Annotated in this window: 24 protein-coding genes and 2 pseudogenes; 7 read left to right on the top strand and 19 right to left on the bottom strand. The window is 38.2% G+C overall.

The window, feature by feature from the left end; translation table 11 throughout:
• The first annotated feature begins 52 nt into the window (after window positions 1-52).
• On the top strand, window positions 53-292 hold the full coding sequence (locus tag FTU06_RS16785; RefSeq protein ID WP_180023086.1) for a transcription factor: 240 nt from the start codon (window positions 53-55) through the stop codon (window positions 290-292).
• Window positions 293-324: 32 nt separating this feature from the next.
• On the top strand, window positions 325-1,533 hold the full coding sequence (locus tag FTU06_RS05105) for a DNA cytosine methyltransferase (protein WP_180145341.1): 1,209 nt from the start codon (window positions 325-327) through the stop codon (window positions 1,531-1,533).
• A 50-nt stretch (window positions 1,534-1,583) separates the two neighbouring features.
• On the opposite strand, the gene FTU06_RS05100 is transcribed toward FTU06_RS05105, so the two are convergent.
• Window positions 1,584-2,627: a hypothetical protein gene (locus FTU06_RS05100; protein ID WP_180145338.1), complete on the bottom strand. Its 1,044-nt coding sequence runs from the start codon at window positions 2,625-2,627 to the stop codon at window positions 1,584-1,586.
• 636 nt (window positions 2,628-3,263) lie between these two features.
• On the opposite strand from FTU06_RS05100, the gene FTU06_RS05095 reads away from it, so the two are divergent.
• Window positions 3,264-3,575 (top strand): 3-hydroxybutyryl-CoA dehydrogenase, encoded by a 312-nt coding sequence (locus tag FTU06_RS05095; RefSeq protein WP_168369453.1) that lies wholly within the window; start codon window positions 3,264-3,266, stop codon window positions 3,573-3,575.
• 202 nt (window positions 3,576-3,777) lie between these two features.
• On the opposite strand, the gene FTU06_RS05090 is transcribed toward FTU06_RS05095, so the two are convergent.
• The 5 genes and pseudogenes from FTU06_RS05090 to FTU06_RS05075 all read right to left on the bottom strand — a co-directional run bounded on the left by FTU06_RS05090 (window position 3,778) and on the right by FTU06_RS05075 (window position 8,101).
• Complete coding sequence (locus tag FTU06_RS05090; RefSeq protein ID WP_257226769.1) at window positions 3,778-4,359, bottom strand: hypothetical protein; 582 nt, start codon at window positions 4,357-4,359, stop codon at window positions 3,778-3,780.
• 177 nt (window positions 4,360-4,536) lie between these two features.
• Window positions 4,537-4,854: pseudogene (locus FTU06_RS05085) on the bottom strand (SMI1/KNR4 family protein); the annotation flags it as partial.
• A gap of 54 nt (window positions 4,855-4,908) precedes the next feature.
• Window positions 4,909-5,984, bottom strand: a protein-coding gene (locus tag FTU06_RS05080) for an IS3-like element ISAba20 family transposase (RefSeq protein ID WP_087514472.1) whose coding sequence is annotated in 2 segments (ribosomal slippage) — window positions 4,909-5,732 and window positions 5,732-5,984 — 1,077 coding nt in all. Because the reading frame shifts where the segments join, the coding sequence is not laid out codon by codon here.
• Between the two features lie 71 nt (window positions 5,985-6,055).
• Window positions 6,056-6,265: pseudogene (locus tag FTU06_RS16780) on the bottom strand (FMN-binding glutamate synthase family protein); the annotation flags it as partial.
• 837 nt (window positions 6,266-7,102) lie between these two features.
• Window positions 7,103-8,101 carry a YafY family protein gene (locus FTU06_RS05075; RefSeq protein WP_180007905.1) on the bottom strand — a complete coding sequence of 333 codons (999 nt, stop codon included), beginning with the start codon at window positions 8,099-8,101 and terminating at the stop codon, window positions 7,103-7,105.
• Between the two features lie 260 nt (window positions 8,102-8,361).
• Here FTU06_RS05075 and FTU06_RS05070 point away from each other — a divergent pair, with 260 nt between their 5' ends.
• The 4 genes from FTU06_RS05070 to FTU06_RS05055 are packed head-to-tail and all read left to right on the top strand — an operon-like array spanning window position 8,362 to window position 12,062.
• Window positions 8,362-9,909 carry a circularly permuted type 2 ATP-grasp protein gene (locus tag FTU06_RS05070; protein ID WP_180145335.1) on the top strand — a complete coding sequence of 516 codons (1,548 nt, stop codon included), beginning with the start codon at window positions 8,362-8,364 and terminating at the stop codon, window positions 9,907-9,909.
• Window positions 9,910-9,931: 22 nt separating this feature from the next.
• Entirely contained in the window at window positions 9,932-10,534 is a 603-nt protein-coding gene (locus FTU06_RS05065; protein ID WP_168377743.1) for an alpha-E domain-containing protein, read from the top strand.
• A complete protein-coding gene (locus FTU06_RS05060; RefSeq protein ID WP_180145332.1) occupies window positions 10,531-11,310 on the top strand; it encodes a transglutaminase family protein in 780 nt (259 codons plus the stop codon). Before FTU06_RS05065 ends, FTU06_RS05060 begins: the two co-directional genes overlap by 4 nt.
• A 17-nt stretch (window positions 11,311-11,327) precedes the next feature.
• Complete coding sequence (locus FTU06_RS05055) at window positions 11,328-12,062, top strand: proteasome-type protease (protein WP_180145330.1); 735 nt, start codon at window positions 11,328-11,330, stop codon at window positions 12,060-12,062.
• 95 nt (window positions 12,063-12,157) lie between these two features.
• Here FTU06_RS05055 and alr read toward each other — a convergent pair whose 3' ends face one another.
• The 13 genes from alr to FTU06_RS04990 all read right to left on the bottom strand — a co-directional run bounded on the left by alr (window position 12,158) and on the right by FTU06_RS04990 (window position 25,198).
• Window positions 12,158-13,231, bottom strand: coding sequence for an alanine racemase (gene alr, locus FTU06_RS05050; RefSeq protein ID WP_180145327.1), 1,074 nt, complete (start codon window positions 13,229-13,231; stop codon window positions 12,158-12,160).
• Window positions 13,232-13,279: 48 nt separating this feature from the next.
• Window positions 13,280-14,719 (bottom strand): replicative DNA helicase, encoded by a 1,440-nt coding sequence (dnaB, locus tag FTU06_RS05045; protein WP_078188586.1) that lies wholly within the window; start codon window positions 14,717-14,719, stop codon window positions 13,280-13,282.
• 239 nt (window positions 14,720-14,958) lie between these two features.
• On the bottom strand, window positions 14,959-15,405 hold the full coding sequence (rplI, locus tag FTU06_RS05040; protein WP_078188585.1) for a 50S ribosomal protein L9: 447 nt from the start codon (window positions 15,403-15,405) through the stop codon (window positions 14,959-14,961).
• A 9-nt stretch (window positions 15,406-15,414) separates the two neighbouring features.
• Entirely contained in the window at window positions 15,415-15,642 is a 228-nt protein-coding gene (gene rpsR, locus FTU06_RS05035) for a 30S ribosomal protein S18 (protein ID WP_004278792.1), read from the bottom strand.
• A gap of 12 nt (window positions 15,643-15,654) precedes the next feature.
• A complete protein-coding gene (gene rpsF, locus FTU06_RS05030) occupies window positions 15,655-16,041 on the bottom strand; it encodes a 30S ribosomal protein S6 (protein ID WP_004696436.1) in 387 nt (128 codons plus the stop codon).
• A 157-nt stretch (window positions 16,042-16,198) separates the two neighbouring features.
• Entirely contained in the window at window positions 16,199-16,987 is a 789-nt protein-coding gene (locus FTU06_RS05025) for a DUF3142 domain-containing protein (RefSeq protein ID WP_180145420.1), read from the bottom strand.
• 6 nt (window positions 16,988-16,993) lie between these two features.
• Window positions 16,994-19,111, bottom strand: coding sequence for a hypothetical protein (locus tag FTU06_RS05020; protein ID WP_180145323.1), 2,118 nt, complete (start codon window positions 19,109-19,111; stop codon window positions 16,994-16,996).
• Window positions 19,112-19,213: 102 nt separating this feature from the next.
• Window positions 19,214-20,092 carry a heme o synthase gene (gene cyoE, locus FTU06_RS05015; protein ID WP_180145320.1) on the bottom strand — a complete coding sequence of 293 codons (879 nt, stop codon included), beginning with the start codon at window positions 20,090-20,092 and terminating at the stop codon, window positions 19,214-19,216.
• Between the two features lie 10 nt (window positions 20,093-20,102).
• Window positions 20,103-20,429, bottom strand: a complete 327-nt coding sequence (locus FTU06_RS05010) for a cytochrome o ubiquinol oxidase subunit IV (RefSeq protein ID WP_078188582.1) — start codon at window positions 20,427-20,429, stop codon at window positions 20,103-20,105.
• On the bottom strand, window positions 20,429-21,049 hold the full coding sequence (gene cyoC, locus FTU06_RS05005; protein WP_078188581.1) for a cytochrome o ubiquinol oxidase subunit III: 621 nt from the start codon (window positions 21,047-21,049) through the stop codon (window positions 20,429-20,431). The genes FTU06_RS05010 and cyoC overlap by 1 nt, the downstream gene beginning before the upstream one ends.
• 4 nt (window positions 21,050-21,053) lie before the next feature.
• The gene (cyoB, locus tag FTU06_RS05000; RefSeq protein WP_078193968.1) at window positions 21,054-23,042 is read right to left on the bottom strand and encodes a cytochrome o ubiquinol oxidase subunit I; all 1,989 of its coding nucleotides are present in this window, start codon (window positions 23,040-23,042) and stop codon (window positions 21,054-21,056) included.
• A 3-nt stretch (window positions 23,043-23,045) separates the two neighbouring features.
• Window positions 23,046-24,113, bottom strand: a complete 1,068-nt coding sequence (gene cyoA / locus FTU06_RS04995; RefSeq protein WP_180145317.1) for a ubiquinol oxidase subunit II — start codon at window positions 24,111-24,113, stop codon at window positions 23,046-23,048.
• A 302-nt stretch (window positions 24,114-24,415) separates the two neighbouring features.
• On the bottom strand, window positions 24,416-25,198 hold the full coding sequence (locus tag FTU06_RS04990; RefSeq protein ID WP_180145314.1) for an RDD family protein: 783 nt from the start codon (window positions 25,196-25,198) through the stop codon (window positions 24,416-24,418).
• Between the last annotated feature and the right edge of the window lie 23 nt (window positions 25,199-25,221).

Raw genomic sequence — 25,221 nt, 5'->3', positions numbered from 1 at the left:
AACTTATATAAATTATATTTTTTATATAAGTTATATAATCAAGGAGCTATCTGTGACACATGATGAAATTTTCAATTCAATAGTTAGTGCTGTAAATAACGCACCTCGTAATCAGCAAACTGCGGAATTACATATTCAAATGATTAAGTACGCAGATCAACTAAAAACAATTACATCTAAAGAGTTTTGTGAAGAAACAAAACTTCCTATTGGGTATGGCTCTGAATTTAGCAAAATGCGCAACATAACTGAGCGATTAAAAGCTGCTGGTTTAGATGTATCTAAACTTTAAATTTTATTAATATTTTTACAGAAGAGTCTATTTTGAAAGTTTTATCTTTGTTTTCTGGTTGTGGTGGTATGGATCTAGGTTTAGAGGGAGGATTTCTCGCTCATAAATCTTCCATAAATAGTGATATATATGCCTCACATGTTTTAGACCATGATGAAAACTATGTCCACTTAAAGAAAACAGGATTTGAAACTGTTTTTGCCAATGATATTTTGCCATTTGCGAAACTAGCGTGGTGTAATTTCTTCAAAACTAGAGTAAATGAGCCTGAAAATATTTTTCACTTAGAAAGTATTGTCGATGTTGTCAATAATATTGAGAACAAAGAATTTTCATTTCCTAATGATATTGATGTTGTGACTGGTGGATTTCCATGTCAGGACTTTAGCTTTGCAGGTAAAAGAAAAGGGTTTGAATCACATAAAGATCATAATGGAGTCGTTTACAATGAACCGACCGAAGCAACACGTGGTCAATTATATCTGTGGTTAAAAAAAGTGGTTGAGATGACCAAACCTAAAGTCTTTATTGCTGAAAATGTTAAAGGTCTAGTTACCTTAGGAGATGTAAAAGAAATTATCCAAAATGATTTCCGTAATATTGATGATGGATATGTTGTCTTAGATGCTAAAGTCTTAAATGCTAAGGATTATGGCGTCGCTCAAAATAGAGAGCGAGTTATTTTTATTGGTATTTCTAAACGTCATGCTAACCAACAAGTATTAGAAAGCTTAATGATGTTACAAGACAAATCAGAGGTGTATCCATATCCACCGAAGACACATGGCTTAGAGGATGGATTAAAGCCTTATGCCACGTTAAATCAAATTTTAGCACATCTACCAGAGCCTGAATTTGCAGAATCAGATAAAAGTCAGCAAGCCTATTCAAAAGCTAAATTATTTAAAAAAACTCAAGGTAATATTGAAGTTAATATGAGTGGGCAAGCACCGACAATTCGGGCAGAGCATCATGGCAATATCGAATTTCGAAGATTATCTCAAGAAAATGGCGGAATAAATTTAGCCGAATTTCATTTACCACAAAGACGCTTAACGGTTCGTGAATGTGCTTTAATTCAAAGCTTTCCACCTGACTACGAGTTTGTGTTTAATCATGGAAAGAATAATTCAGTATCAGCATCCTCAGCATATAAAATTATTGGTAATGCAGTTCCACCATTATTAGGCTTTGCAATTGGTAAACATCTTAGTGAAATATGGCCAAAGTTGTTTAAGTAATTCAAAATTATAAAAACCATAGTTATTTCATATAACTATGGTGCTCATATTTAACCCACAACCCTCATAAACAATATACTAAGTATTTTATTTTTCACATTTTCTTGTTCCAGTATGCTTTCTAAAGCCTGAGTTATAGCCTTAATCCACTCACATCTAATAATATAAGAATCATTAGTTTGATATCTATTTTTCATTTCAATAGTAGGTTCTGAATTAAGCAATTCAGATATTTTATGGAGAATTTCATCCTTTAAAAGTAACTGATATCTTTTAGATGCAAGTTCTCCATCGATAAGTACTTTTCCTCCAGCTGAAAAAATATCTCTCATAGAGTTAGAGACAACATTTCTTCCGAGAAAAAATAAATTCGAATTTCCATATCTTGCTGTAGAGTATCCAAATAAATCTAATGGATATAAAATGATCGCTTCAGAAATTAATTCAATCTTTTCTTCAGCTGAAAGTTGATTAAAAAATTTCCACTCTAACTCTTGGTAGGTTTCTGAACTTCTTTCATTTTCATCATCACTAAGAAACCAGAATTTAGTATTTGACCTCCTAGCTTTTTCTTTAAAATATTCTTTAAAAATATCAAATGGTTGATTGTGATTACAAACACTCTGATAAGTTGTATTTAATAAAGAAAAAATATCTTTTCCGTTATCTATTTCCATATCAATTAAATATCTAGGTGAATGTGTTACAGCGACACTTTTTACACATTTAGAAAACTCTTTAATTTTTATATTTATTTGATTATCAATATTTTTTCCGAATAAAATAAAAATTTCAGTTAGTCCAGATACTTTGGTTGATTCATTGATACTCCCTCCTAGGGTTTCCCAGTTTTTTGATTTACTACTTTTAACTTCAATTCCCCAATTTCCATAAGGTGTGTTAATAATGACATCAGGAAATCTATGCGCATCTTCATCATAGTCCACGAACCAACCAGAAAATTCGTTATCTTGCTTAATAATGTAGTTGGAACAATGTGCTGTTAAAATTTCAAGATGCTTCCAATTATCAAATTTCTCATACATCTGCAATTGAATATGTAACAAATTAAGAAACTTATAAAACTTATCCACTTTTTAAACCCATATAAAACAAAGTGATAAGTTTATACTCCTTTATTTTCATATTATCTATTTAACATAAAATCTCTTATACGAAATCTAGATTCAAGACATAAAAAAGCCCGACATCCTGTCGGGCTTTTTCGTATTGGTTCGCTTGGCATAACTCCTGTCGTGCCGCCGATCCTTGTGCGATTATTTATTTTTATTCTGCGGAACATCCTGTTCTCTTATGACTTCATGATATTGAATACAGGGGATTGTGAACATCCGCAAAATCCCTAAATTCATGTGCGCTCAGGCGTACAAAATTGGTAGATTTTTATCCCAAGAGTTGTCCGCAGAAATTGGGGATAATTTAAGCAAGCGCTGGCTTGATAACGCAGAGAAAAATGACAAATTGATTAAATATTAATCGATTTTATTGGCAAGAAGTATCAAAATTGCTCAAAAAGAAACCGACTTGTTTCCAAGTCGGTATTTTGTTGTTTTTTAGGGGGATGAAAAAATTTTAACTATATGAAAAACAAGGATATTTTAAAAAGCATTTCGTATAACCTCTATTATGTTAAATGGGGGAAGAATTGAATTGATTTTAATATCCATAGAAATCTTTTAGTATTCATTTTTAAAATGAAATTTCCCATTATGAAAAAACCAATAATTTTCTCAATATTGTTACTAACTAGTTCCTTTTCATATGCTGAGGAAAATGAACAATGTGATGGAATTGCATATGCAGCAGACACATTAATGACTTTTCATCAAATGGGTTCAGACGTAGAAAAAGCTAAAAGTATTTATAGCAACCTCTTCAAAGAGGAAGGTGAAATTTTCAATCAGATAGTAGATGAAGCAAAGAAATCAGCTGTCTATACCAAAGAGGAAGACGCAGAGAAAGCCGTGGAAGACTTTAAAAATAAATGGAAAAACTATTGTATAGAAAACAATATAAAGTAATTGATAATTTTCATAGTGATTCTAAAGATTTCCTAAAATTAACATAATACACGTTATACGAAGTTTTAAAACAGAGTATATGATGCTGATTTTTATTTATTTTTTAAATTTTAAAGCCTAAACCAGTGTCTAGGCTTTTTCATTTTGTATAACAGCTATTATGTTAAATAGGGTACTTGCATACTTCATTCCTCTTTAATTTCTACTGTATAGAATGAGCGTGTGAAAGGCACTGTGCTGTAGTTTCATCAAGGTTTTTTTCGATCTCGTTCCAACTATCGAGATATTCTTGAAATTTCTCATTCATAAAGTTTGAATGTAATGCTACCTGCATATAGTAGCCATCAATAACCAGGGCTATAAAATTTAGGTTGCTTTCAACAATGGCATATCCACCATTTTGCATTTGCAGAAAAGAGCGAGAAGCATAATCTAAATACTTGGCTTCTATTGGGGTCTTAGCAATCATTGCTGGAGAATATGCGGCAAAGATATTTTCACTCTTTACATTGTTCATAGGTAGCCAATAGAGATATCCATCTGTTTGCTTTAGGCTCTCACATAGCAGCTCATATAAGGCTTGATTACATTTTTCTTTATATCTATTTGAAAAATCTAATAAATTTAATTTTTTATTTTTAGAAATTATTGAAGGATCAATATAATTCTTATGATTAATCCATAAAGTAAATATATTAGAAATATCGGTATATTCCTTATTACTCAATTTTCCATAATAGGGCTTTAAGGGGTCATTATCCTCAATCCAAGGTTCAGTTTTCATATTCATAGAACCATTCTCTAGTGTATTTAGACATTCATTTTAAAGTAAAGAAAAAACTAAAATATGTTATTAATTTTTATATGTTTTTTAAAACTTAAAGACCAGACTTCGGTCTAGTTTTTTTCATTTCTTATAACAGCCATTATTTTAAATGAGGCTTATATCCAGCATATAATTTTAAGGTTCCCAGAATTTATCCCCCTGAGTTTCATAAAATTTATTAATGAATTCTTCAAAAGTATTAGCAACAACGTACCAATCTTGTCTTTGATCTATAGGTAAGACAACAAAAATAGAGCCGTAATCATTACTATTAGGATCACATCGAACCAACAATAAGTCTGAATCTCCATAGAACTCTCCAATAATTAAGTCACTTTGAAGAGCGTCATTATTACGATTAATTTTATAAATTTTTGAAGCAAAAGTTACCTCCTCAATAGAATATAATTTTAAGCCCCATTGTCCGTATTCTTGATCTTTAAATAGATCTGCACGGTAATACCCCCATTTTTAATTGAATTAATGGGTAGAAAATCTAAAGCCTTGTTATTGTTTAAAAATAGGTGGACAACCATTTACTGACATATGAGGTCGTTCATGATTATAAAAGTACTGCCAGTCAGTTGTATAGTCCTGCACCTCGCTCAGATCTCGAAATAAATATTGATTTAGACACTCATAACGTACTGTACGATTAAATCGCTCAACATATGCATTTTGCTGTGGATTGCCTGGTTGAGTAAATACATGCTCAATACCATGCTGATCACACCACTTTTCCATCAGCTCACTTATATACTCTGGGCCGTTGTCGGTTCTAATGCGTTTAGGTTTGCCTCGCCATTCAATGAGCTGATCAAGTCCTCTCAGTACACGTTCTGCTGGCAATGAAAAGTCAATCAATATATCCAATGACTCGCGATTATAGTCATCAATCACGTTGTGAACTCGATAACTACGTCCATCACTGAGTTGATCATGCATAAAGTCCATTGACCATGATTCATTCTTAGCTGTCGGTACTGCAAGGGTTTCTGGCTGTTCTCGTTTAATCCGCTTATTAGGCTTGATTCTTAAATTAAGCTCAAGCTCCTTATAAATGCGATAGACACGTTTGTGGTTCCATTTGTATTTTTTAACATTACGCAAATACAGGAAACAAAGCTTGAAGCCCCATGTTTTATGATCATTGGTTAATTGAATCAACCATTCGGCAATCTGTTGATTCTCTTCATCTAAACGAGCTTTATAGCGATAACACGTTTGACTGACTTTAAAAATTAAGCAGGCCATGCTGATTGAAATCTTAAATTGCTCAGTAGCTTGCTGAGCAAGTGACTTTCGCTGAACAGGCCTTAAAACTTTTTTAAAAGTGCATCTTGCAAGATGTCTGACTTTAGCCGCTCATCAGCATACATGCGTTTTAAACGGGCATTTTCAGCCTCAAGTTCTTTAAGCCGCGTCATCATTGAAAGATCCATGCCGCCATATTTGGACTTCCACTTGTAGAATGTAGCAGAGCTCATACCATGTTCGCGGCACAAGTTCGGTATGGGTGTTCCTGCTTCAGCTTGCTTCAAGATACTCATGATCAAGCTGTCTGAATACTTAGATGTTTTCATAGAAAATCTCCTTAAATCAAGGTTATTCGATTTTCTACTTTTAAACTCAATTATTTTTAGGGAGGATTACCATATAAGCCCAATAAGCTCAAAAGCCCAGTAATGACCCAGATGCTATTCAATAAGGTTTGTGGAATAAAATATTGAATATAGCGAGGGGAATAACCTAAATGAAAACTCGAAATGAGTAGGAAGATAAAAATACAAGCAAACCAAATGGAATGTCGAGAGAAAAAAGTATTTAAAAGTTTATGTCTGATAGTTTGTGCTGGACTTGGCATGTTTTAAAAAATCTTATGAGCTCAGTTTCTATTAATTTGCCGAGTTTATGTACAATGCTCAAGCGTTAATTTGTTGATTCAGTGTAGCTTTATAAAAATAGTACATAAGAATTTTTAAATTTTCATTTAAAGCCAAATCAGATAAGAAAAGCAGAAATGTTCTTTAAGAAAATTTATGAAAAGTAGCGCGGTTCTTGTTATTTCACAGTGTACAAAATGGAGGTTAAAGTGATTTTACTTTCTAAACACGAGGTGCTGAATATGACTATGAAATCTATTCGTTATAATAATGCCGACCTAGCCTGCCTATGTCAGTAATTGATTATAGCCATGAGAAATTAGCGCTACGGCATAAGGTATTCAGCAGATACTTATGCTGTAGTTCCTTTGACCTAAACGACTAAAATTACAAAAATATTCTAAGAAATTATCCAGTCCCAGCGTTGGGACTTTTTTATGTGTTGATATTTTAAGGGAAAATCTAAGCATAAATAATGTACTAGATATTCATTATGCGTTAGAAGTTGTCACCTCAAATAAAAGAATGATACGCGGTAAGGTCATCCGCAAGTGTTTGAGACAGGACTACATTTATTTAAAAATGTTTTTGCGATACTTTGAATAAGTAGACGTTAGTGAACGAGTTTTGCGGATGACAATGGTTTTGGGTACTTTTGCCGAAACAAAAGTACCTCCAGCCGAAGGCTAATTCCTTTATTTAAGCCCTAGATGTAAGACTCCGTCGAATAGACTTAAAAATCATTTTTAAAATGCGAAATTACTTTTATGTGCGTAACATTAGTTAGTATTTAAGGTAGCAGAAAACCTTAGATCAGTTTAGTCATTGCGTTGTTGTACAACGACAGCGACTTCTTCAGGTTCAATTTTCTGAATCTTTTTACCAAAACTACGTAGCCACCAAGTTAACTGAGAGGTAAATGGTACTGTTGCGCTAACTTCAACCCAGCCATCTTCGGTTTTTTGAATCACTTGATCTTTACTTAGCTGACTTTCTTCAAAATAAACTGCTTCTGATTCCGACATGGTTAATTTGAGCTGAATCATTTCAGTCGGCTTATTGAAGTCCACACGGAAGCCAAGCGCTCCAGAGTCAATATAGGCATCGATATCAAAATCGACAGGGTGTAATGCACGTGAATTTAAGACCGTAGCAGATTTAAAACGATGTAAAGCAAAGGTTTGGATGTCTGTTTTGTCATGACGTGTGCACACCAAATAAATAATTGCACCTTTTTGGACCAAAGCCAGTGGATTTAAAATATAGGTCTTTTCTTCGCTTTGCTGTCCACGACCTTGATATAGACATTCAAGTTGTTTGTCTTGTAGTAAACCTTCATAAATCGATTGCTGTGCGGCCTTTTCAACCACTGGTGGAATCAATGGCTGAGTTGCTGGCACGATACGCACGCGGTTAATCCACTGACGAACATTATTTTGCGACGACAGGCTCCGACGTGCGAGGTCAAACCAAGGATTCATTTCTTCAATTAAGCTTGGTGGAAGCAAATGTTTTAGGTGTTCCTCAACCATCATAAAGGTGACCGCTTGTGAGCTAGTCATATGTGGCAAGCTTTGAATCGGTGCATCAGAACGCCAACGCCAGCCTTGTGGAGTTGTTTTACTACTCTCAATTGGGAAACGCAGAGAAATTTGATTTAAGTCACGCTGAATGGTGCGTAGGCTGATATCAATGCCTTCACGGTTCAGTATTTCTTGTAATTCACGCGTACCCATCCACTTACCTGTGGACAGTCGTGAAAGAATTTGCCACTGACGATAGAGGCTGTTCGACGTTTCTTTTTCTTGTGAAGACATAATCTAGTGCTTGAACTTGGACTTAAATGAATAAAATGATGCTGTGGGACACAATAAGAAATCTTCCTGCGTTAAGCAAGTCTTCATCTGAAAAAACTAAGATGATTTTAATAACGCAATTTGACACAACTTGAGCAGTTACATGCTGTACCACTTTGCAAAAATGATGCATAAATAATCAAAGAGAAGCAGCATATGTATTGATGGCATATATATTGCTTTATCTGATTTACAAAACATGACAAAAACATGGAGTTGCTATGCTGAAAGAAAATCGTAATACAACTTCAAATGGAATTGAGGGTTATGAGGCAAAGTTAGTCAATACTTCTGTCTCTACATTAAAAACTTTACCACTTGCTCGAGGACATGCGCTGTTTAATCAATTTTATTCGGATTTTTTTAATGAAATGCGCGATAGCAAAACGGTAGCTAAAGAATCATGCCAACGGATAGAGCAGTGGTTATCACAGCATACGCTTGATGAATTGAAGCAGCTGAATCAGGTTGCAAAACAACATTTTCTCTATGAAGGCATTACCTTTACAGTGTATGGCGAAGATGAGGGCATTGAACGCACCATACCTTATGATCTTATTCCTCGTGTGATTGCACGAAAGGAATGGAATAATTTATCTCTAGGCTGTGCACAGCGCGTGAAAGCACTCAATCTGTTTTTACATGATGTCTATCATCAACAAGATATTTTAAAAGCAGGAATTATTCCTGAACTGCAAGTCTTAACCCATGAAGCCTATTTGCCACAAATGTATATGCATGGGCTAAAAGGTAAAATTTATAGCCAAATCAGTGGCATTGATATCATCCGAGATCAATCAGGCGAATTTTACGTCCTTGAGGATAATCTTAGAACACCGTCTGGTGTGTCGTATATGCTAGAAAGCCGTAAGATCAGTCAAAAACTGATGCCTGAACTTTGCCAGCAAAGCAACATCATGGGGATTGAGCAGTATCCGCAGCTTTTACGTGAAATTCTTGCAGAAAATGCCTACGTCGATAACCCGTTTATCGTGGTTTTAACCCCAGGGCGTTTTAACAGTGCTTATTATGAACATGCTTTTTTGGCAAGGGAGATGGATGTACCCTTAGTGACATCGCGTGACCTTTATGTAGAAAACGATAAGGTTTATGTGAAAACCATTAAAGGCCGACAACAGGTTGATGTAATTTATCGTCGTGTGGATGATGCTTTTCTCGATCCATTATGTTTCAAACCTGACAGTACTTTGGGCGTAGCAGGGCTCATGTCAGCGTATATGCAACATAATGTGGTCATTGCAAATGCACCGGGAACAGGCGTAGCAGATGATAAATCGATTTATCCATATGTGGATAAAATGATTCATTTCTATTTAGGCGAACAAGCGATCCTGAAAAATGTGCCGACCTATCAATGTCGTGAGCAGAACGAATTGGATTATGTGCTCTCGAATATCGAAAAATTGGTGGTCAAAGAAGCGCAGGGTTCAGGTGGTTACGGCATGCTGATCGGTCCACAAGCTTCTTTACAAGAATTAAATAGCTTTAAAGATAAAGTGGCCGCAGCACCACATTTATATATTGCACAGCCGACTTTAAATTTATCTGTCAGCCCAACCCTAAGTGAGGCGGGTGTTTCGGAACGCCATATCGATTTACGCCCATTTGTACTGAGTTCACCATATCGAACTGAAATTGTACCGGGTGGCTTAACTCGTGTCGCGATGCAAGCAGGTTCATTGGTAGTGAATTCTTCTCAAGGCGGCGGCATTAAAGATACGTGGGTAGTAGACGATTTACGCTCATAGCACTCCAGTGAAGGAGCAAAACATGATTTTATTAAACAGTAATGCAGAACATATTTTTTGGTTGGGGCGTTATTTAGCACGTACTCAATATTTATGCAGTATTTTCCCTTTTCAAGATGTTGATACGGCATTGAACTATGCACATGCTTTTTGTTTGCCAGCATTTGATGCCGACTCAATGAATGAGTTAGTTTTAAATGCGGAGCAGCCGGCGTCATTTTCCAGCCAATTTCAATATGCGCAAAGTAATATTCAGGACTTAAGGGGTGTACTTTCAGCAAAAAGTTATGCAGAACTCAGCCGTTTAATTCGTAATGCGAGTGATAACCCAGGTTATATCTGTGACGTGGTAACAGATTGCCAAGATGTTTTAGAGTCCGAATCTGAAGATGTATTTTTATTTTTTAGTTTAGGACAAGCCATAGAGCAGCTTGATCGCCAGTTACGCATGCAGCAGGACATTCAACACACCCTAGCGAAGATTGAACATATTGTCATGGCTTTAGTTCAGTTTGGATGGGAAAGCGTGCAAGAGGCATGGTTGGCACTTAAACAGCAGCCGAATAGCCAAAACTTCTACCATTTCAGTGATCATATCCAAAATATGTTTGAGGTGGCTGTATGAGGCTCATGATCAACCATCAGACCCATTATGTTTACACTGATGTGGTAAACAGAAGCATTCAATATATCAAAATGACCCCGTCCACCAATGCACACCAACAGGTGCAAAATTGGGATGTGAGTGTGCCGGGGCAGCGTGATATGCAATTGGATACTTTTGGTAATGTGTGGTTGACCACAACTCAGCGCGAACCTTATTTGCAAATGACCATTATGGCGCAGGGCATCGTAGAGATGAATTTGAGCTCAACTGATTCAAATGCAGATGATTTAAACCCAAAATTGTTTTTACAGCCAACGTCGAGTACGCAGTGCGATATTCACATGAAAAGTTTTGCCGATTGTTATGTCCCTCGTATCAATCGTGCCAATCTGATTTTTTTGGCTGAAGCAATCTTGGCGCATATTCCCTATGTTTCCAATCAAACATCTGTTCATACTTCAGCGATTGATGCTTTTCATCATAAGCAAGGGGTATGTCAGGATCATAGCCATGTCATGATCGCAATGTGTCGCTATTTGGGTATTCCTGCACGTTATATTTCTGGGTATTTATTTGTACCGAATACTAGCCACCTTGCCAGTCACGCTTGGGTAGAAGTCTATATCGAAAATAAATGGTATTGTTTTGATGTCAGTAATCAGCTATTTACACCACAATCACATATCTATGTCGCGATTGGGCGGGACTACTGGGATGTAGCTCCAGTTCGAGGTGTTCGTGATAAAGGTGGTATTGAGTCTATGAGCTCAATTGTACAAGTGCTGAGTTGTTAATCATTTGAGGGATAAAAATGACCTATTGTTGTGCATTACGGTTAAAAGATGGCATGGTATTTATCAGTGATACACGGACAAATGCAGGTGTTGACCATATTTCAGTTTTTCGTAAACTTTATACCTTTGGTATTGCGGGTGAGCGATTTATTACCATCCAAACCTCTGGAAATTTAGCCACAACACAAGCAGTCATCGGGCATTTACAAAATCAACTAGAGGTCAAACAAGAGCCGAATTTATATAGTGTAAATACGATGTTCGAAGTGGCTGAATTGGTTGGGCATACCTTAAAAAAAGTCATCTCAGATGTCACATCCGATACTTTAGAACAAAGTAATTATTACTGTAGTTTATTGGTAGGCGGTCAAATTGGTAGTGCAGATATGCAGTTATATAACATCTATCCGCAAGGCAATTTTATTTGTGCGACACCGGATACCCCATATTTTCAAATTGGCGAAAGCAAATATGGCAAGCCGATACTCGACCGAACTTTGCGTTACGATATGCCACTCGATGAAGCAATGCGTTGTAGCTTAATTTCTTTTGATTCAACGATACGCTCAAATGTGTCTGTAGGTATGCCTTTAGATGCTTTGGTTTATAAAAAGGACAGTTTAGAAATACCAAATGGTAAGCGCATTTATGAAGAAGACCCATATTTCACCATGATCAGTAAAGGTTGGTCAAAGGCATTGCGTCAGGGCTTAATCGAATTGGCAAAACCAACAGCTGACTATTTTCAATAACGATTTGATCTACGAATAGATCAATTTAAAAAGCGAATAAAAAAAGCGAGATAAAAAAAAGCCCAGAATTGATCTGGGCTTTTTGATTTGGCTAATTAAGCTAATTTACGTACAGGGCGCGCGCTCATACGGCATAATAATTCATAGCCAATGGTTCCGTTTGCTTCTGCAACGTCATCAACTAAACGGTCTTTACCCCAAAGCTCAACTTCAGTGCCTATTGGTGCATGCATACCAGTGATATCAATCGCAATCATATCCATGGCAACACGGCCAATCACACGCGTTTTCTGTCCATGGATGGATACATAGTTTTGTTTAGGGAAGGCACGTGGATAACCGTCACCATAACCAATCGACACAATCGCAAGATTCATTTCTTGTTCTGCAACGAAAGTCGATCCATAACCCACAGATTCACCAGCTTGAATGGTATTTAAAGCAATCACTTCAGCGGTAAAGGTCATCACCGGTTTAAGATCTAATGCTTCTACAGAACGGTCTGAGAAAGGTGTCGCGCCATATAGCATGATGCCTGGGCGAACAAAATCAAAATTCAGTTCTGGCCATTTGAAAATCGCAGCCGAGTTACAGCACGAACCCATGATTGGCGCACAAGCTTCTTTTACGTGTAAGAATTGTTCACGTTGTTGGTCATTTAAAGGATGATTTTCTGCGTCTGCATTGGCAAAGTGCATCGCCAGTACGCAAGTAAAACCTTCCGCCTTTAAAGCATTGATGACATCAATAATTTCAGGCACTTTAAAGCCTAAACGGTTCATACCGCTGTTGAGTTTGACCCAAACTTTCAGACCTTGAGCAATATAGGCATCCTTATGTGCACGTAACCAATCTAGTTGTTGCTTATGATGCACCACACATTCAATTTTTTTATCGATGATAATTTGCATTTCATCATCTGAGAAAATGCCTTCAATTAAAGTAATGGGTTGTTCATAACCCAGTTCACGAATTTCTAAGGCTTCTTCTAGGCAGGCAACACCGAAGGCATCACTGTCTTCTAAGGCTGCTAAGCAGTCTTTAACTCCATGTCCATAAGCATTGGCTTTCACCATGCTTACAATTTTAGCGGTTGGGGCAAGTTGTTTGACACGGTTTAAATTATATTGAAGTGCTTGTTGATCAATATAAACTGTAGCTTGGCGCACCCTAAATACTCCTACAGGGTCGATGAATTAATGGATGATAAAGAGTCTTTACTCTTCATCATCATACTGAGCATAAAACTCAGGAGAGAGGTTACTAAATTTGGTGTATTGACCTTCGAAGGCAAGACGCACAGTACCAATTGGACCGTTACGCTGTTTACCAATAATAATTTCTGCAGTACCTGCTTCTTTAGACTCTTTGTTATAAACCTCGTCGCGGTAAATAAACATGATCAAATCGGCATCCTGCTCGATTGCACCTGATTCACGTAAGTCGGACATCACTGGGCGTTTATTTGGACGGTTTTCCAGTGATCGGTTCAACTGTGACAGTGCAATTACTGGGCAGTGCATTTCTTTAGCCAGTGCTTTTAAGCTTCGTGAAATTTCCGAGATCTCACCGACACGGTTATCACCCATACCTGGGACTTTCATTAACTGTAAGTAATCGACCATGATGCAACCGAGCTTACCACCATGCATTTTTGCAATACGGCGAGCACGAGCACGTACTTCCGTTGGCGGTAGCGCTGAGGAGTCATCAATGTATAAGTTCTTTTCTTGTAAATGCACGATGGTACTGGTCACTTTAGACCATTCATCTGCATCCATTTTACCGGCACGTAAATGCCCTTGATGTACACGACCAAAGGAGGAAATTAAACGCATCGCAATGGAGTCGGCTGGCATCTCCATTGAATAAACCAGAGCGGGTAAGTTATTGTTAAACAATACACTTTCAACCAAGTTCATGGCGAAAGTTGTTTTACCCATAGATGGACGTGCGGCAACAATAATTAAATCGCCTGCTTGCATACCTGAAGTTTTATTATCGAGTTCAACGAAGCCAGTGGTTAAACCGGTAATACTGCCTTCCGTTTGTGATAGTTCATTTAACTTATCAAAAACACTAGCAACAACTGAGTTAATCGCTTTCGGCCCTTGGGCTTTGGCGTTGTTATTGTGTTGTTCAGCAATAGAGAAAATATTGGTTTCTGCGAGATCTAAAATTTCACTGACCGTACGACCTTTGGTGTCATAGGCATTTTGTAAAATTTCTGAGCTGACTTTAATCATGCTGCGTAAAGTGGAAAATTCTTTAATTTTTGCAGCATAAGTTTCAAGGTTATAGAAACTTGAAGGTGAATCTGACATGAGTTGCATCAGATATTCTTCACCACCTGCAGCATCCAGCAAGTTTTGTTTAATCAGCCAGTCATTGACCAAGACCGCATCATAAGGTGAGCTATCTTTTGATAACTGGTCGATGGCACGGAAAATATATTTATGACGAGTCGCATAAAAATCAGCTTCAGTCAGTACATCACCCACTTGCTCAAAAGATTCTGCAACGGTCATCAGTGCAGCAAGCACAGCTTGTTCAATCGCAAGGTTATGGGGTGGGGTACGAAACTCTTTCAACGAACTTTGTTCTGTGGTTTTTGCTGTTGGCGTAGAGTTTGGCTTGCTGGCATTCGCCTGTGACATAAAAATCCCTGATGCTGAAACCATTTAATGTGATGGAAATGGGTGCTAATTACAGTTTTTTCAACTCTTCATTGAACTGAAATGATAGGCGTTTTCTACAGAAATGCGAACAAGTATTTCCGATTAATTCGTCATACATTGAATTGAATGAAGAGTTGAAAATATAAAAAAAGTTGGAGCACTATTTTTTACAGATAAAAAAAGAGCATGCGTAAGCATGCTCTTTTCTTTGCAAGAAATTACTCAGCTACGATAGTAACTAGAACTTCTGCAACAACATCATGATGCAATTGGATTGCGATGTTGAATTCACCAGTGTTGCGAAGCGCACCATTTGGTAAACGAACTTCTGCGCGGTCTACAACAAGACCAGCATTAGTTAACGCGTCAGCGATGTCACGAGTACCGATAGAACCGAATAGTTTACCTTCGTCACCAGCTTTAGCAGTGATCACGATGTTAACTTCGTTCAATTGGTCAGCACGTGCTTGAGCAGCAGCTAATACTTCAGCTTCTTGTTTCTCAAGTTCAGCACGACGAGCTTCAAATGCAGCAGTGTTAGCTTCAGTAGCAGCAACTGCTTTACCTTGAGGGATAAGGAAGTTACGGCCGTAACCAGCTTTAACTGAAACTTTATCGCCTAATTTACCAAGGTTTTTAATGCGTTGTAATAAGATAATATCCACAGCTCAACCTCACTTATGATTGTCAGTGTAAGGGATCAAAGACAAGTAGCGAGCTTGTTTGATAGCAAGCGCTAATTGACGTTGGTAACGAGCTTTAGTACCTGTAATACGGCTAGGAACAATCTTGCCGTTTTCAGTGATGTACTGTTTTAAAGTGTCGATATCTTTGTAGTCGATGTACGTAACGTTCTCAGCTGTAAAGCGGCAGAACTTGCGACGACGGTAAAAACGTGCCATGTTATGTTCTCCTTATGCTTCAGCAGAGTCTTGAGCTTGTTGTGCTTCTTCACGTTGAGCTTTACGCGCACGTTTTTCTTCAGCACTCTTAGCCAATAGTGACTCTTCAGTGATAGCGTTTTCACGACGGATGATAAGGCTACGAATGATTGCATCGTTGTAACGGAACAATTCTTCTAGCTCATCAAGAGTAGTTTGACCACACTCAACATTCATAAGAATGTAGTGAGCTTTGTGGATCTTGTTGATTGGGTAAGCCAATTGACGACGACCCCAGTCTTCAAGACGGTGGATTTGACCTTCAGCTTCTTTGATGTGAGTTAGGTAACGTTCTACCATACCCACAACTTGATCGCTTTGGTCTGGATGTACCAATAGTACGATTTCGTAGTGACGCATTGTCAGCTCCTTACGGTTTAGGCAGCCCCAATCATTAATTGATTGAAGCAAGGAGTCACAACTAAAGTTGTGTCGCAATAATTGCGAAGCGTGAATTTTAGAGCGTTTAGGTTTGAAATACAAGGCATGGATTTAAAATGCTTGAATTATTTATGGTTTAAGGCCGATTAGCGGTACGCAATAAAAACACCACATAACCTTTAAAATAAGGATCTTGAATTAAATGTTGAGGTGCGTGCCAACGGCCATTTTGTACGAGGCCTATTTTATAGGGTAGTTTTAATTTTGAGACTTTATTCAGATAACTCGTGTAATTTTCGATCGTGGTACTACCGCGATAAGTTTGAATGGCGATCTCATCAATATTGCGTCGTAATACACTGAGCGTTTGCTGATCTTGAACATTGGTCCAATCCATTAAACCTGTAATACTTAAACGATATTTTTGAGGTAGTTGCTTTCGTAAATATTCAAGGAATAAGGCATATTGATGAATATTTTTAGTTTTGGCGTCAAAATCGATTTGTAAGCCTTGGATCTGATTGCCGTTATTTTCCCAATGTTTAAGCCGCTGCAAAATTTGCTGAATATTGTTATTTGACCATTGTAAATGATGGCTACGGATTACAATCCAAATTTTCTGCTGTGGTTTATGGAGGACTTGAATGCCTTGAGGGATAAACTCGGATCGTTTTAAAGGTTTATTCCAATTCAATTCACCTTGTAAAATATAGAGCTCCGTGGCTTGCTGTAAGTAGGGGCTACTAGAAATATTGCCCCAAATCCAAAAACTTGAATAATGTGCTGCATCAACACGTTGCTGTAATTTGGTTTGAGCCTGTTGTGTTTTTCCAGATTGGGCAGGTGTGCAAGCAGAGCACAAACCTATACTCAAGATAAGCAAAAGTCGAAATGTTCTTGACCACTTGATCACCTGCAAAATCATCATCAATTACCAATAATATTTTAGAGATTTAGCCCAGCTGGTTTCTGGATAGTCGCGTTTGATTTGATCAAACCATTGTTTTCGAACCGACTTATTTACATCTTTGTCTTGGCATTCATTATTGCCACTTGGCGCATAACATTGAATGGCACGGTACAGCGCATAAGCCGTTAATTCAGATTTTGTCCCTGTTTTAATAATGTTTTTATATACATCGCCACGGGCAAAATAAGTACCCTTGAAACTTTGCAGTGAATGATCAGGCAGGTAGTTGAGATTTAGTATGGTATAGGCTTGTGAACTACGCGCATATTCACCTAAGCATAAATTAAGGCTCAGGTCTTTTGGGTTGACTTGCAATTGTTGGGTCAAAGTTGCCAAGTCAGGACATTTAATCGAATTGCTCACGCTTGCACCTTTCCATAAGAAATTTGCAAATGATGGCTGATTGCGAAACTTCGCCGCAGTGTTTTGTTCAGTATTAAATTGAGCCGCGTTGCTTGGTAATTCACGATACGCTTGGTTAAATAAATCAAAGTTTTGATAAGCCAATGACTTATTTAGTAGGGTATAAAGCGCAACATTTTTTTGATCTTGCGTGGCCACGTTATTTTTGACCACAGACATTAAACTTTGTTCATTCGCTGCATCGACTAAATATTGTTGCTGTAGATAAGCTTGCTTGATTTTGGCTGAAGAACCAATAAATTGTGCAGTATTTTGCTGTTGAGCATAGTAGCGATAGAGCATAAGTTCAGCCAATCCACGTTGTTCGGCGGTTTTGCTGATGGAAAGTAGGTTTTCCCAATATTTTTGAGTGGTTTGATTTCGCCCACTAGCTTCCAGAATGCGGCCTTTAAGTAGTAGCTGACTCAACTGTAGGTAACTGTTGATGCTGCTCGGTACTTGTTGTGGCAGATATTTGAGTGCTTCTTGTGCTTTGTTTTGCACATAAAATAAGTGATTTGCCTGCAAATACTGGAACAGTTCTGGTGAGTCTTTAAAATAATTTTTCTGTGCGTTTAACTCAGCCCATGAAATGACCACATCATCTGCCGTTTCTTTTTTGCGCATATGCATAAGGTCATAAATGCTAAGAAAAAATGGATCTTTCAAATTTTTGACATTGAGTCTATTACTTTGAAAAACATGTCGATCTAATTCATAAGGTAGATTTGGCAATTCTAAATTATAGACGCTGGATGTTGGATGATTGATTTGCCAGACATATTCATTGATCAGTAAATCGTGTTTACCACTCAGCCAAAAACCACGTCTTAATAAACCGCGTGCGCTTGCTGCATATTGACCTTGCGGATAGAGCTTAAAGTACTGAGTAATGTTATTAAAAAAAGTGGTTAATAAGTTTTGATTGAGTTTGTCATGTACTAAATCACCATATTTACCAACACCACTTTGATAGGCTTCATTTAAGGTGCTACGAATCAGCATATATTGAGAAGTTTCTTTTAACCACGCTTGATCAACATTGGTTAGTACTGAATAAATCTTAGTCGCTGTGGAAAAGTTAGTATTATAAAAAGAGATCGTTGCATTTAGATAGGATACATATTGACGTGCAGCGGCAGACCAATTTGGATTCACGCTCAGTAAAGCTAATGTGTTTTCACAATTATTAATTTTTTCACGCTCATGGATCAACATGTCTTTTTCACTGCTTGAAAGCTTAGTGTCCGTTTTGACTTGTTGAATAAACGCGTGCGCACCATTTTGCAGGCTATTGCAATGCTCGTTATAGCTTAAATCTGGTGCTTTTAGAGGTTTGCGTGCATTTGGCAATTTATTGTGGCTATTCACTAAAAGACTGGAAACTTCAAAAGGAACTTTGCTATAGCTAGTTGTCCATAAAGTGGATTTTTCTTCTTGAATATTAAATTTGGCAATGCCTAAATCGCTAAGCAACAGCAGCATATTGGTTTGATTGTCATTTGCCGGCGTGAGCGCAGGCAATTCATTGCATGCAGTATAGGCAGTGGTCTGAATTTCAGTCGAAGGTTCACAATAGACATCCATACCTGCATGACTGTGTGCACTAAAGAAAATGCCAAAAGGAATAAATGATGTGAAAAGAGCAGAGCGAAGAATTTTTTGTTGAGAAGACATAAGGCACAGTTATTTATAATTGTAGGTGCAATGATATCAAGTGGGGAAAGTTGATTGAAGATGCCTAGAAATAAAAAAAGATAGAGTAAAACTCTATCTTTTTTAAAAAAATACAATTGGCTTTAGAGGGGCAGTGGAAGTAAAACTAAAAATTAAACTAATCACTGTGATCAATTTGACCGAAAACATGAAATATTGTTTTGCCCAAACTTGATCATCTTCAGCTTTGAATCCTTGAATGGTTAAATAAATCCAATACAGACTTAAGGCATTCAGGACAATCATATAAATCCAATTGGCATAACCATAAAAGTATAAACCATTCATGGTCATGCAGAACAAAAACACATAAACCAAAGACTCAACTTTGGTACGGTGAATTGAACGAGCTACAGGTAAAATTGGAATACCTGCATTTTTGTAATCATCAAATCGGTAAACAGCAATTCCCCAAGAATGAGGCATTTGCCAAAATGCATAACCAATAAAAATCAGTAATGCACCTAAATCAAACTGGTTTGCAACAGCCGTATACCCGATTACAGGTGGTGCTGCGCCAGAAAGACTGCCGATAATGGTTTGATGAATTGTTGTTCGTTTTGTCCATAAGCTGTAAAAACCAACGTATACGACAAAACCAATAACAGCAAAAAGAAAAGCGTAAGCATTTACCCAGAACCATAAAATGCTAAAACCAATTACACCTAAAACTAAAGCAAAAACTAAAGCAACAGGAATCGAGATTGATTTTTTAACCATCGCACGATTTTGTGTGCGTTGCATTTTTGAGTCGATGTCTTGGTCAATAACGTTATTGACAACACATCCAGAAGCGACCACAAAGAGGGTGCCTAAGAGGGTAAGAAGCAACAGAAGGAAATCTACAGAACCTTGGGCAGCTACAAAGTAGCCACCCAAAGCGGTAACAAAGTTACCAAAGAGAATTCCTGGTTTAGTCAGGAATAAATACTTTTTCAGCATGACGACCAGTTTAGATCATCATGTTGAAGTGAAGGTAGTTCATAATCCACACAGAACCTACTAAAAGGATAGCAATTGTGAGGATTGTATAAACAAATGCAATCACGTTCCAGCGTTGCTCTGAAGAAGAGTTCATATGCAGGAAGTAAACTAACTGAATAAGAACCTGAGCAACCGCAGTAATCGCGATTACGGCAACCAATAGACCGCGGCTAAAACCACCTGCCATTACCATACCGAATGGAATTACGGTAAGTAGAACAGAAAGGATAAAACCGATTGTATATTGTTTAACGTTACCGTGAGCTGCACCAGCAGAGTTATGATCGTGACTCATTAGATAACTCCCATCAAGTAAACAACGCTGAATACGCAGATCCAAACGATGTCAAGGAAGTGCCAGAACAAGCTTAGGCAAGCAAGACGACGAGTGTTTGGAAGTGTCAAACCATATTTCTTGATTTGGAACATCAACACAAGCATCCATACCAAACCAGAAGTTACGTGAATACCGTGCGTACCAACTAAAGTAAAGAACGCAGATAAGAACGCACTTGTGCTTGGTCCATGACCAGCATGAACTAAATGATTGAACTCATAAAGTTCCATGCCAATGAAGGCTGCACCAAATACCCAAGTAACTGCTAACCAAGTTAAAACTTGACCAACATTTTTCTTGTATGCTGCAAGAACAGCAAAACCAAAAGTTACAGAAGAGATAAGAAGGGCGAAAGTTTCAGTTAAAACGAAACCTAAAGATTCACCAAACAGCTCTTGTGCACTTGGCGTACCCACTGGAACGTGGCTACTTAATACAGCGAACGCGATGAAGAGTGTCCCGAAAAGAACCAAGTCACTCATCAAGTAAGTCCAGAAACCAAAGACAGTGATGTCAGTATCATCGTGATGATGATGTTCGTCATGTCCGTGGTTGTCGTGATGAAGTACTTCAGCCATTGTCTTAGTCCTTCTTCAAATGTTTTTCAAGAAGCGCGTAGCGTTCATTTTCAATACGTTCAACTTCTGCAGCTGGAACATAGTAGTCAACTTTCTTAGTGAAAGAAGAAACGATGAAGCTGATAATTGAAGCAATGAAAGTTACAACGACTAACCACCAAATATGCCAGATTAATGCGAAGCCCATAACTGTAATAAACATTGCAATTACGAAACCAGCCGCACGGTTTGTTGGCATGTGGATGTCTTCATAGGTAGTTGGTTTAGCGTATGCAACACCATTTTCTTTGTCAGTCCAGAAAGTATCAATACCATTGATCTTTGGAAGATAAGCAAAGTTATAGAATGGTGAAGGAGATGAAGTAGCCCACTCAAGAGTACGACCATCCCAGATATCGCCAGTAACGTCCATGTTGTCTTTGCGTTGAAGGAAACCAACAACAATTTGCATAACAAAACAGAAGATACCGATAGCAACCAATACAGAACCAAATAAAGCGATCGCTAAGTACGGATCCCATTCAGGGTTGTCATATGTATTCAAACGACGAGTCATACCCATGAAACCAAGGATATAAAGTGGCATGAATGCAAAGTAGAAACCGAAGAACCAGAACCAGAACGCTGCTTTACCCCAAGTTTCATTCAGTTTCCAACCAAACATTTTTGGCCAGTAGAAAATGATACCCGCGAACATCGCGAACACAACACCACCAATAATTACGTTATGGAAGTGAGCGATAAGGAATAAAGAGTTGTGTACTAAGAAGTCCGCTGGTGGAACTGCCATTAATACGCCTGTTAAACCACCAATACCGAAAGTCACAAGGAAGCCAAGTGTCCAAAGCATAGGAGTTGTATAGGTGATGCGGCCCTTGTACATGGTGAATAACCAAGAGAAGATTTTCACACCAGTTGGGATCGCAATGATCATGGTCATGATACCGAAGAACGCGTTAACGTTGGCACCAGCACCCATTGTAAAGAAGTGGTGAACCCAAACAACCAGTGAAAGAACACCAATTGCTACAGTTGCGTACACCATAGATTTGTAGCCGAACAACGCTTTGCGTGAGAACACAGCAGTAACTTCTGAGTAAATACCAAAAGCAGGTAATACCAAGATGTAAACTTCTGGGTGACCCCAAGTCCAAATCAAGTTTACATACAACATTGGGCTACCACCCATGTCATTTGTAAAGAAGTGGAAGCCGAAGTAACGGTCAAGTGAAAGCATTGCAATAGTCGCAGTCAAAACTGGGAAAGTTGCAACGATAAGCACTACAGTAACTAATGCAGTCCAAGTGAAAATAGGCATGTCCATAAGTTTCATGCCAGGCGCACGCATTTTGATGATGGTAACGAAGAAGTTAACACCAGTAAGAAGCGTACCTAGACCAGAAACCTGAAGTGCCCAGATATAGTAGTCTACACCTACACCTGGAGAGTATTCGATGCCAGAAAGTGGAGGGTAAGCCATCCAACCTGTTGCAGCGAATTCACCAATTGCAAGAGAAGCCATCATTAAGCCCGCAGCGCCGGCAAATAACCAGAAGCTTAGAGAGTTTAATAATGGGAATGCTACGTCACGCGCACCAATTTGGAGTGGTACAGCAACGTTCATTAAACCAACAACTAGACCCATTGCTACGAAGAAGATCATGATTACGCCGTGGGCAGTAAAGATCTGGTCATAGTGTTCTGGGTGTAAGTAACCTTCACCGCCACCTTTTGCAAGGAACAGTTGAAGACGCATCATAATCGCATCGGCAAAACCACGCACAAGCATGACAATTGACACGAGGATATACATGATACCAATTTTTTTATGGTCTACAGATGTGAACCATTCGTTCCACAAGTAGCCCCATTTTTTAAAGTAGGTGATACCAGCAACAATTGCGATACCGCCAAGGATCATCATTGCAACAGTAACCAACACGATTGGATCGTGTGGAATTGCATCTGGTCCTAACTTACCTAATAAGCTCATGTCTTATTCCCCTGCAACAGTCGCATGTTCAACGCCTGCATGAGCTTCAGAAGCAGCAGCTTCGTGTCCAACAGTAGCTGTATAATCAGCACCGTGGTAGTTGCTCATGTATTTGTTAATCACTGATTCGAACAATTTAGGTTCTACTGAAGAGTAATAAGTCACTGGGTGTGGCTTAGTAGGGTAAGGCTTCATTGCTTCAGCTAGAGCCTTCTCTTCAGGAGTAGTTGCTTTGGCAACTAAAACTTCGATCTGGTGTTTAGAACGGTTGCCGTCACGTAAGGTTGCAAATTCAGCTTGGTCTAAAACAGTTTTTTGAACCGCTTCAGGATTAACTGAAGAACCATTACCAGCTTTAACAGCAGAAACCCATTCAGCAAACTGAGCATCAGTCACAGCATGTGCACGGAAGCGCATTTGTGAGAAGCCATAACCTGAATAGTTAGAAGAGAAACCACGGAAGCCTTCAGCAGGACTAGTTTCATCAGCTAATAAGTTCAAGTGAGTTTGCATACCTGCCATAGCATAAATCTGACCACCTAACGCCGGAATGAAAAATGAGTTCATTGTGAAGTTAGATGTTAAACGAAGGCTTACAGGAGTTTTCTCAGGGAAGCGGATCTCGTTTACAGTCGCGATGCCTTGTTCAGGGTAGATGAAGATCCATTTAAATTGTTCAGCAATAACTTGAACAGTTAAAGGAGCTTTATCTGACTCGAGTGGACGGTAAGGGTCATACTTGTGGGAACCCCACCAAGTTAACCAAGCTAAAATAGCGATAATAATTACGGGAATACCCCAAACTACAACTTCAATTGCAGTCGAGTGTGCCCAAGTAGGTGCATAGTCTGCATCTTTATTTGACGCGCGATATTTCCAACCAAACCAAAGAGCCATAAGTGCTGATGGAATAACGACCAACAACATTAGGTAGATCGCAGTAAGCATGAGGTTTGACTGACCTTCAGCAACTGGACCTTTTGAGTTTAGAAGTACCATATCACCACCACACCCAGTTAAGAGTGCAGCTATCGCAGATAAAGACAATACAGCTAAAATTGTTTGTCTCATTTTACAACCTCGGTGAAGAGTCCCATTCCCTAAATTTAAAATTTGGGATAGCGAATAAAGTGTCGCATGATTGTGATTTTTTCAGACATGAAAAAACAGTCACAATGATGCGACACCGCTACGTTGTAGGGCATTATGCCTGATATCGGCAAACTAAGCTATACATAAAGATGCTTTAAATGACTGTATTAAAACCCTATTTTGCTAGTCGGGATTGTATTTTTTTTATCTAAATTTTATTTTAATTTCAATATAATGCACAAAAAAGGGATGAGAAATTCATCCCTGAATAAAAGTGAAAATTATTGGTTTATTACCTTGGTTTTTGCCAATTTGTCATGCAAGGTTTGACGCTTCTTGCCGAAAATAAAAACGGAATCGATGATTACGCTTAATGGCATTGATAAAAAGTTCAGGAAAATAAATAAAACACTGCGTAAAGTGAAGCCACGCATGAGGTTTACAGGTTGACTGGTTTCGGCATCTACAATTTTAATCTTGGTGATTTTTTTACCAATGCTTTGACCTGATTTAGCAATCAAATACGCTTGAATGAAAAGCATAATGAAGAGGTAAGCAAACATTGCAATCCAAGCTTGGTTGGGAAACATCTCAACCATTTGTGTTTGTAGTGCTTGTAAAACATTAGGGTCAGCATTTGGGGTCATCACAGCTTGCATAAACTGTTCATTTAGATTGGCAAATTGTGTCTTTTCACTTGGATTAAAAAATGCCGTTAAGATAAAAGTTGCCGGTATCCAAAGCAGTAAATCGACGATTTTAGCCAGGACACGTTTAGGAATACTAGCTAGGCTAGTTTGCTCTTGTACCGCTTGAGGCTGTGCATAGGTATTTGATGGCGTAGTTGCAGTTTGATTTGATTCGAATGCTGTTGGTGCAGTATATCCTGCAGGCATATAAACCAACTGACCTTGAGTGAGTTCACCCAAAGCTTTCCATTCGGTCATACCTTGGTGCCAAACCAAGTCCGTGAGTAACACTTGTTGGCTCGCGAGCATTTGGTTAAGTTGTTCTAAGGTGTAGGGACCAGCTTGTTGGTTATTTCGTGCCAAGTAAATCTGCATAAAACTAAAATCTCAAAAAACGT

The organism is Acinetobacter sp. YH12052 (assembly GCF_013419835.1).
GTDB classification, from domain to species: Bacteria; Pseudomonadota; Gammaproteobacteria; order Pseudomonadales; family Moraxellaceae; genus Acinetobacter; species Acinetobacter amyesii.
The sequence above is the reverse complement of the archived record's forward strand: the minus strand, read 5'-3'. Positions and strand labels throughout refer to the sequence as shown.

Coding starts and splice junctions, on each gene's coding strand:
- FTU06_RS05095 (WP_168369453.1), top strand. CDS start 3,264: ATGAAAAAACCAATAATTTTCTCAATATTGTTACTAACTAGTTCCTTT.
- FTU06_RS05090 (WP_257226769.1), bottom strand. CDS start 4,359: ATGAAAACTGAACCTTGGATTGAGGATAATGACCCCTTAAAGCCCTAT.
- FTU06_RS05075 (WP_180007905.1), bottom strand. CDS start 8,101: ATGTCTTCACAAGAAAAAGAAACGTCGAACAGCCTCTATCGTCAGTGG.
- rpsR (WP_004278792.1), bottom strand. CDS start 15,642: ATGGCACGTTTTTACCGTCGTCGCAAGTTCTGCCGCTTTACAGCTGAG.
- rpsF (WP_004696436.1), bottom strand. CDS start 16,041: ATGCGTCACTACGAAATCGTACTATTGGTACATCCAGACCAAAGCGAT.
- FTU06_RS05060 (WP_180145332.1), top strand. CDS start 10,531: ATGAGGCTCATGATCAACCATCAGACCCATTATGTTTACACTGATGTG.
- FTU06_RS05020 (WP_180145323.1), bottom strand. CDS start 19,111: ATGTCTTCTCAACAAAAAATTCTTCGCTCTGCTCTTTTCACATCATTT.
- cyoC (WP_078188581.1), bottom strand. CDS start 21,049: ATGGCTGAAGTACTTCATCACGACAACCACGGACATGACGAACATCAT.
- dnaB (WP_078188586.1), bottom strand. CDS start 14,719: ATGTCACAGGCGAATGCCAGCAAGCCAAACTCTACGCCAACAGCAAAA.
- cyoA (WP_180145317.1), bottom strand. CDS start 24,113: ATGAGACAAACAATTTTAGCTGTATTGTCTTTATCTGCGATAGCTGCA.
- cyoE (WP_180145320.1), bottom strand. CDS start 20,092: ATGCTGAAAAAGTATTTATTCCTGACTAAACCAGGAATTCTCTTTGGT.
- cyoB (WP_078193968.1), bottom strand. CDS start 23,042: ATGAGCTTATTAGGTAAGTTAGGACCAGATGCAATTCCACACGATCCA.
- FTU06_RS04990 (WP_180145314.1), bottom strand. CDS start 25,198: ATGCAGATTTACTTGGCACGAAATAACCAACAAGCTGGTCCCTACACC.
- FTU06_RS05025 (WP_180145420.1), bottom strand. CDS start 16,987: ATGATTTTGCAGGTGATCAAGTGGTCAAGAACATTTCGACTTTTGCTT.
- FTU06_RS05065 (WP_168377743.1), top strand. CDS start 9,932: ATGATTTTATTAAACAGTAATGCAGAACATATTTTTTGGTTGGGGCGT.
- FTU06_RS05055 (WP_180145330.1), top strand. CDS start 11,328: ATGACCTATTGTTGTGCATTACGGTTAAAAGATGGCATGGTATTTATC.
- FTU06_RS05070 (WP_180145335.1), top strand. CDS start 8,362: ATGCTGAAAGAAAATCGTAATACAACTTCAAATGGAATTGAGGGTTAT.
- FTU06_RS05010 (WP_078188582.1), bottom strand. CDS start 20,429: ATGAGTCACGATCATAACTCTGCTGGTGCAGCTCACGGTAACGTTAAA.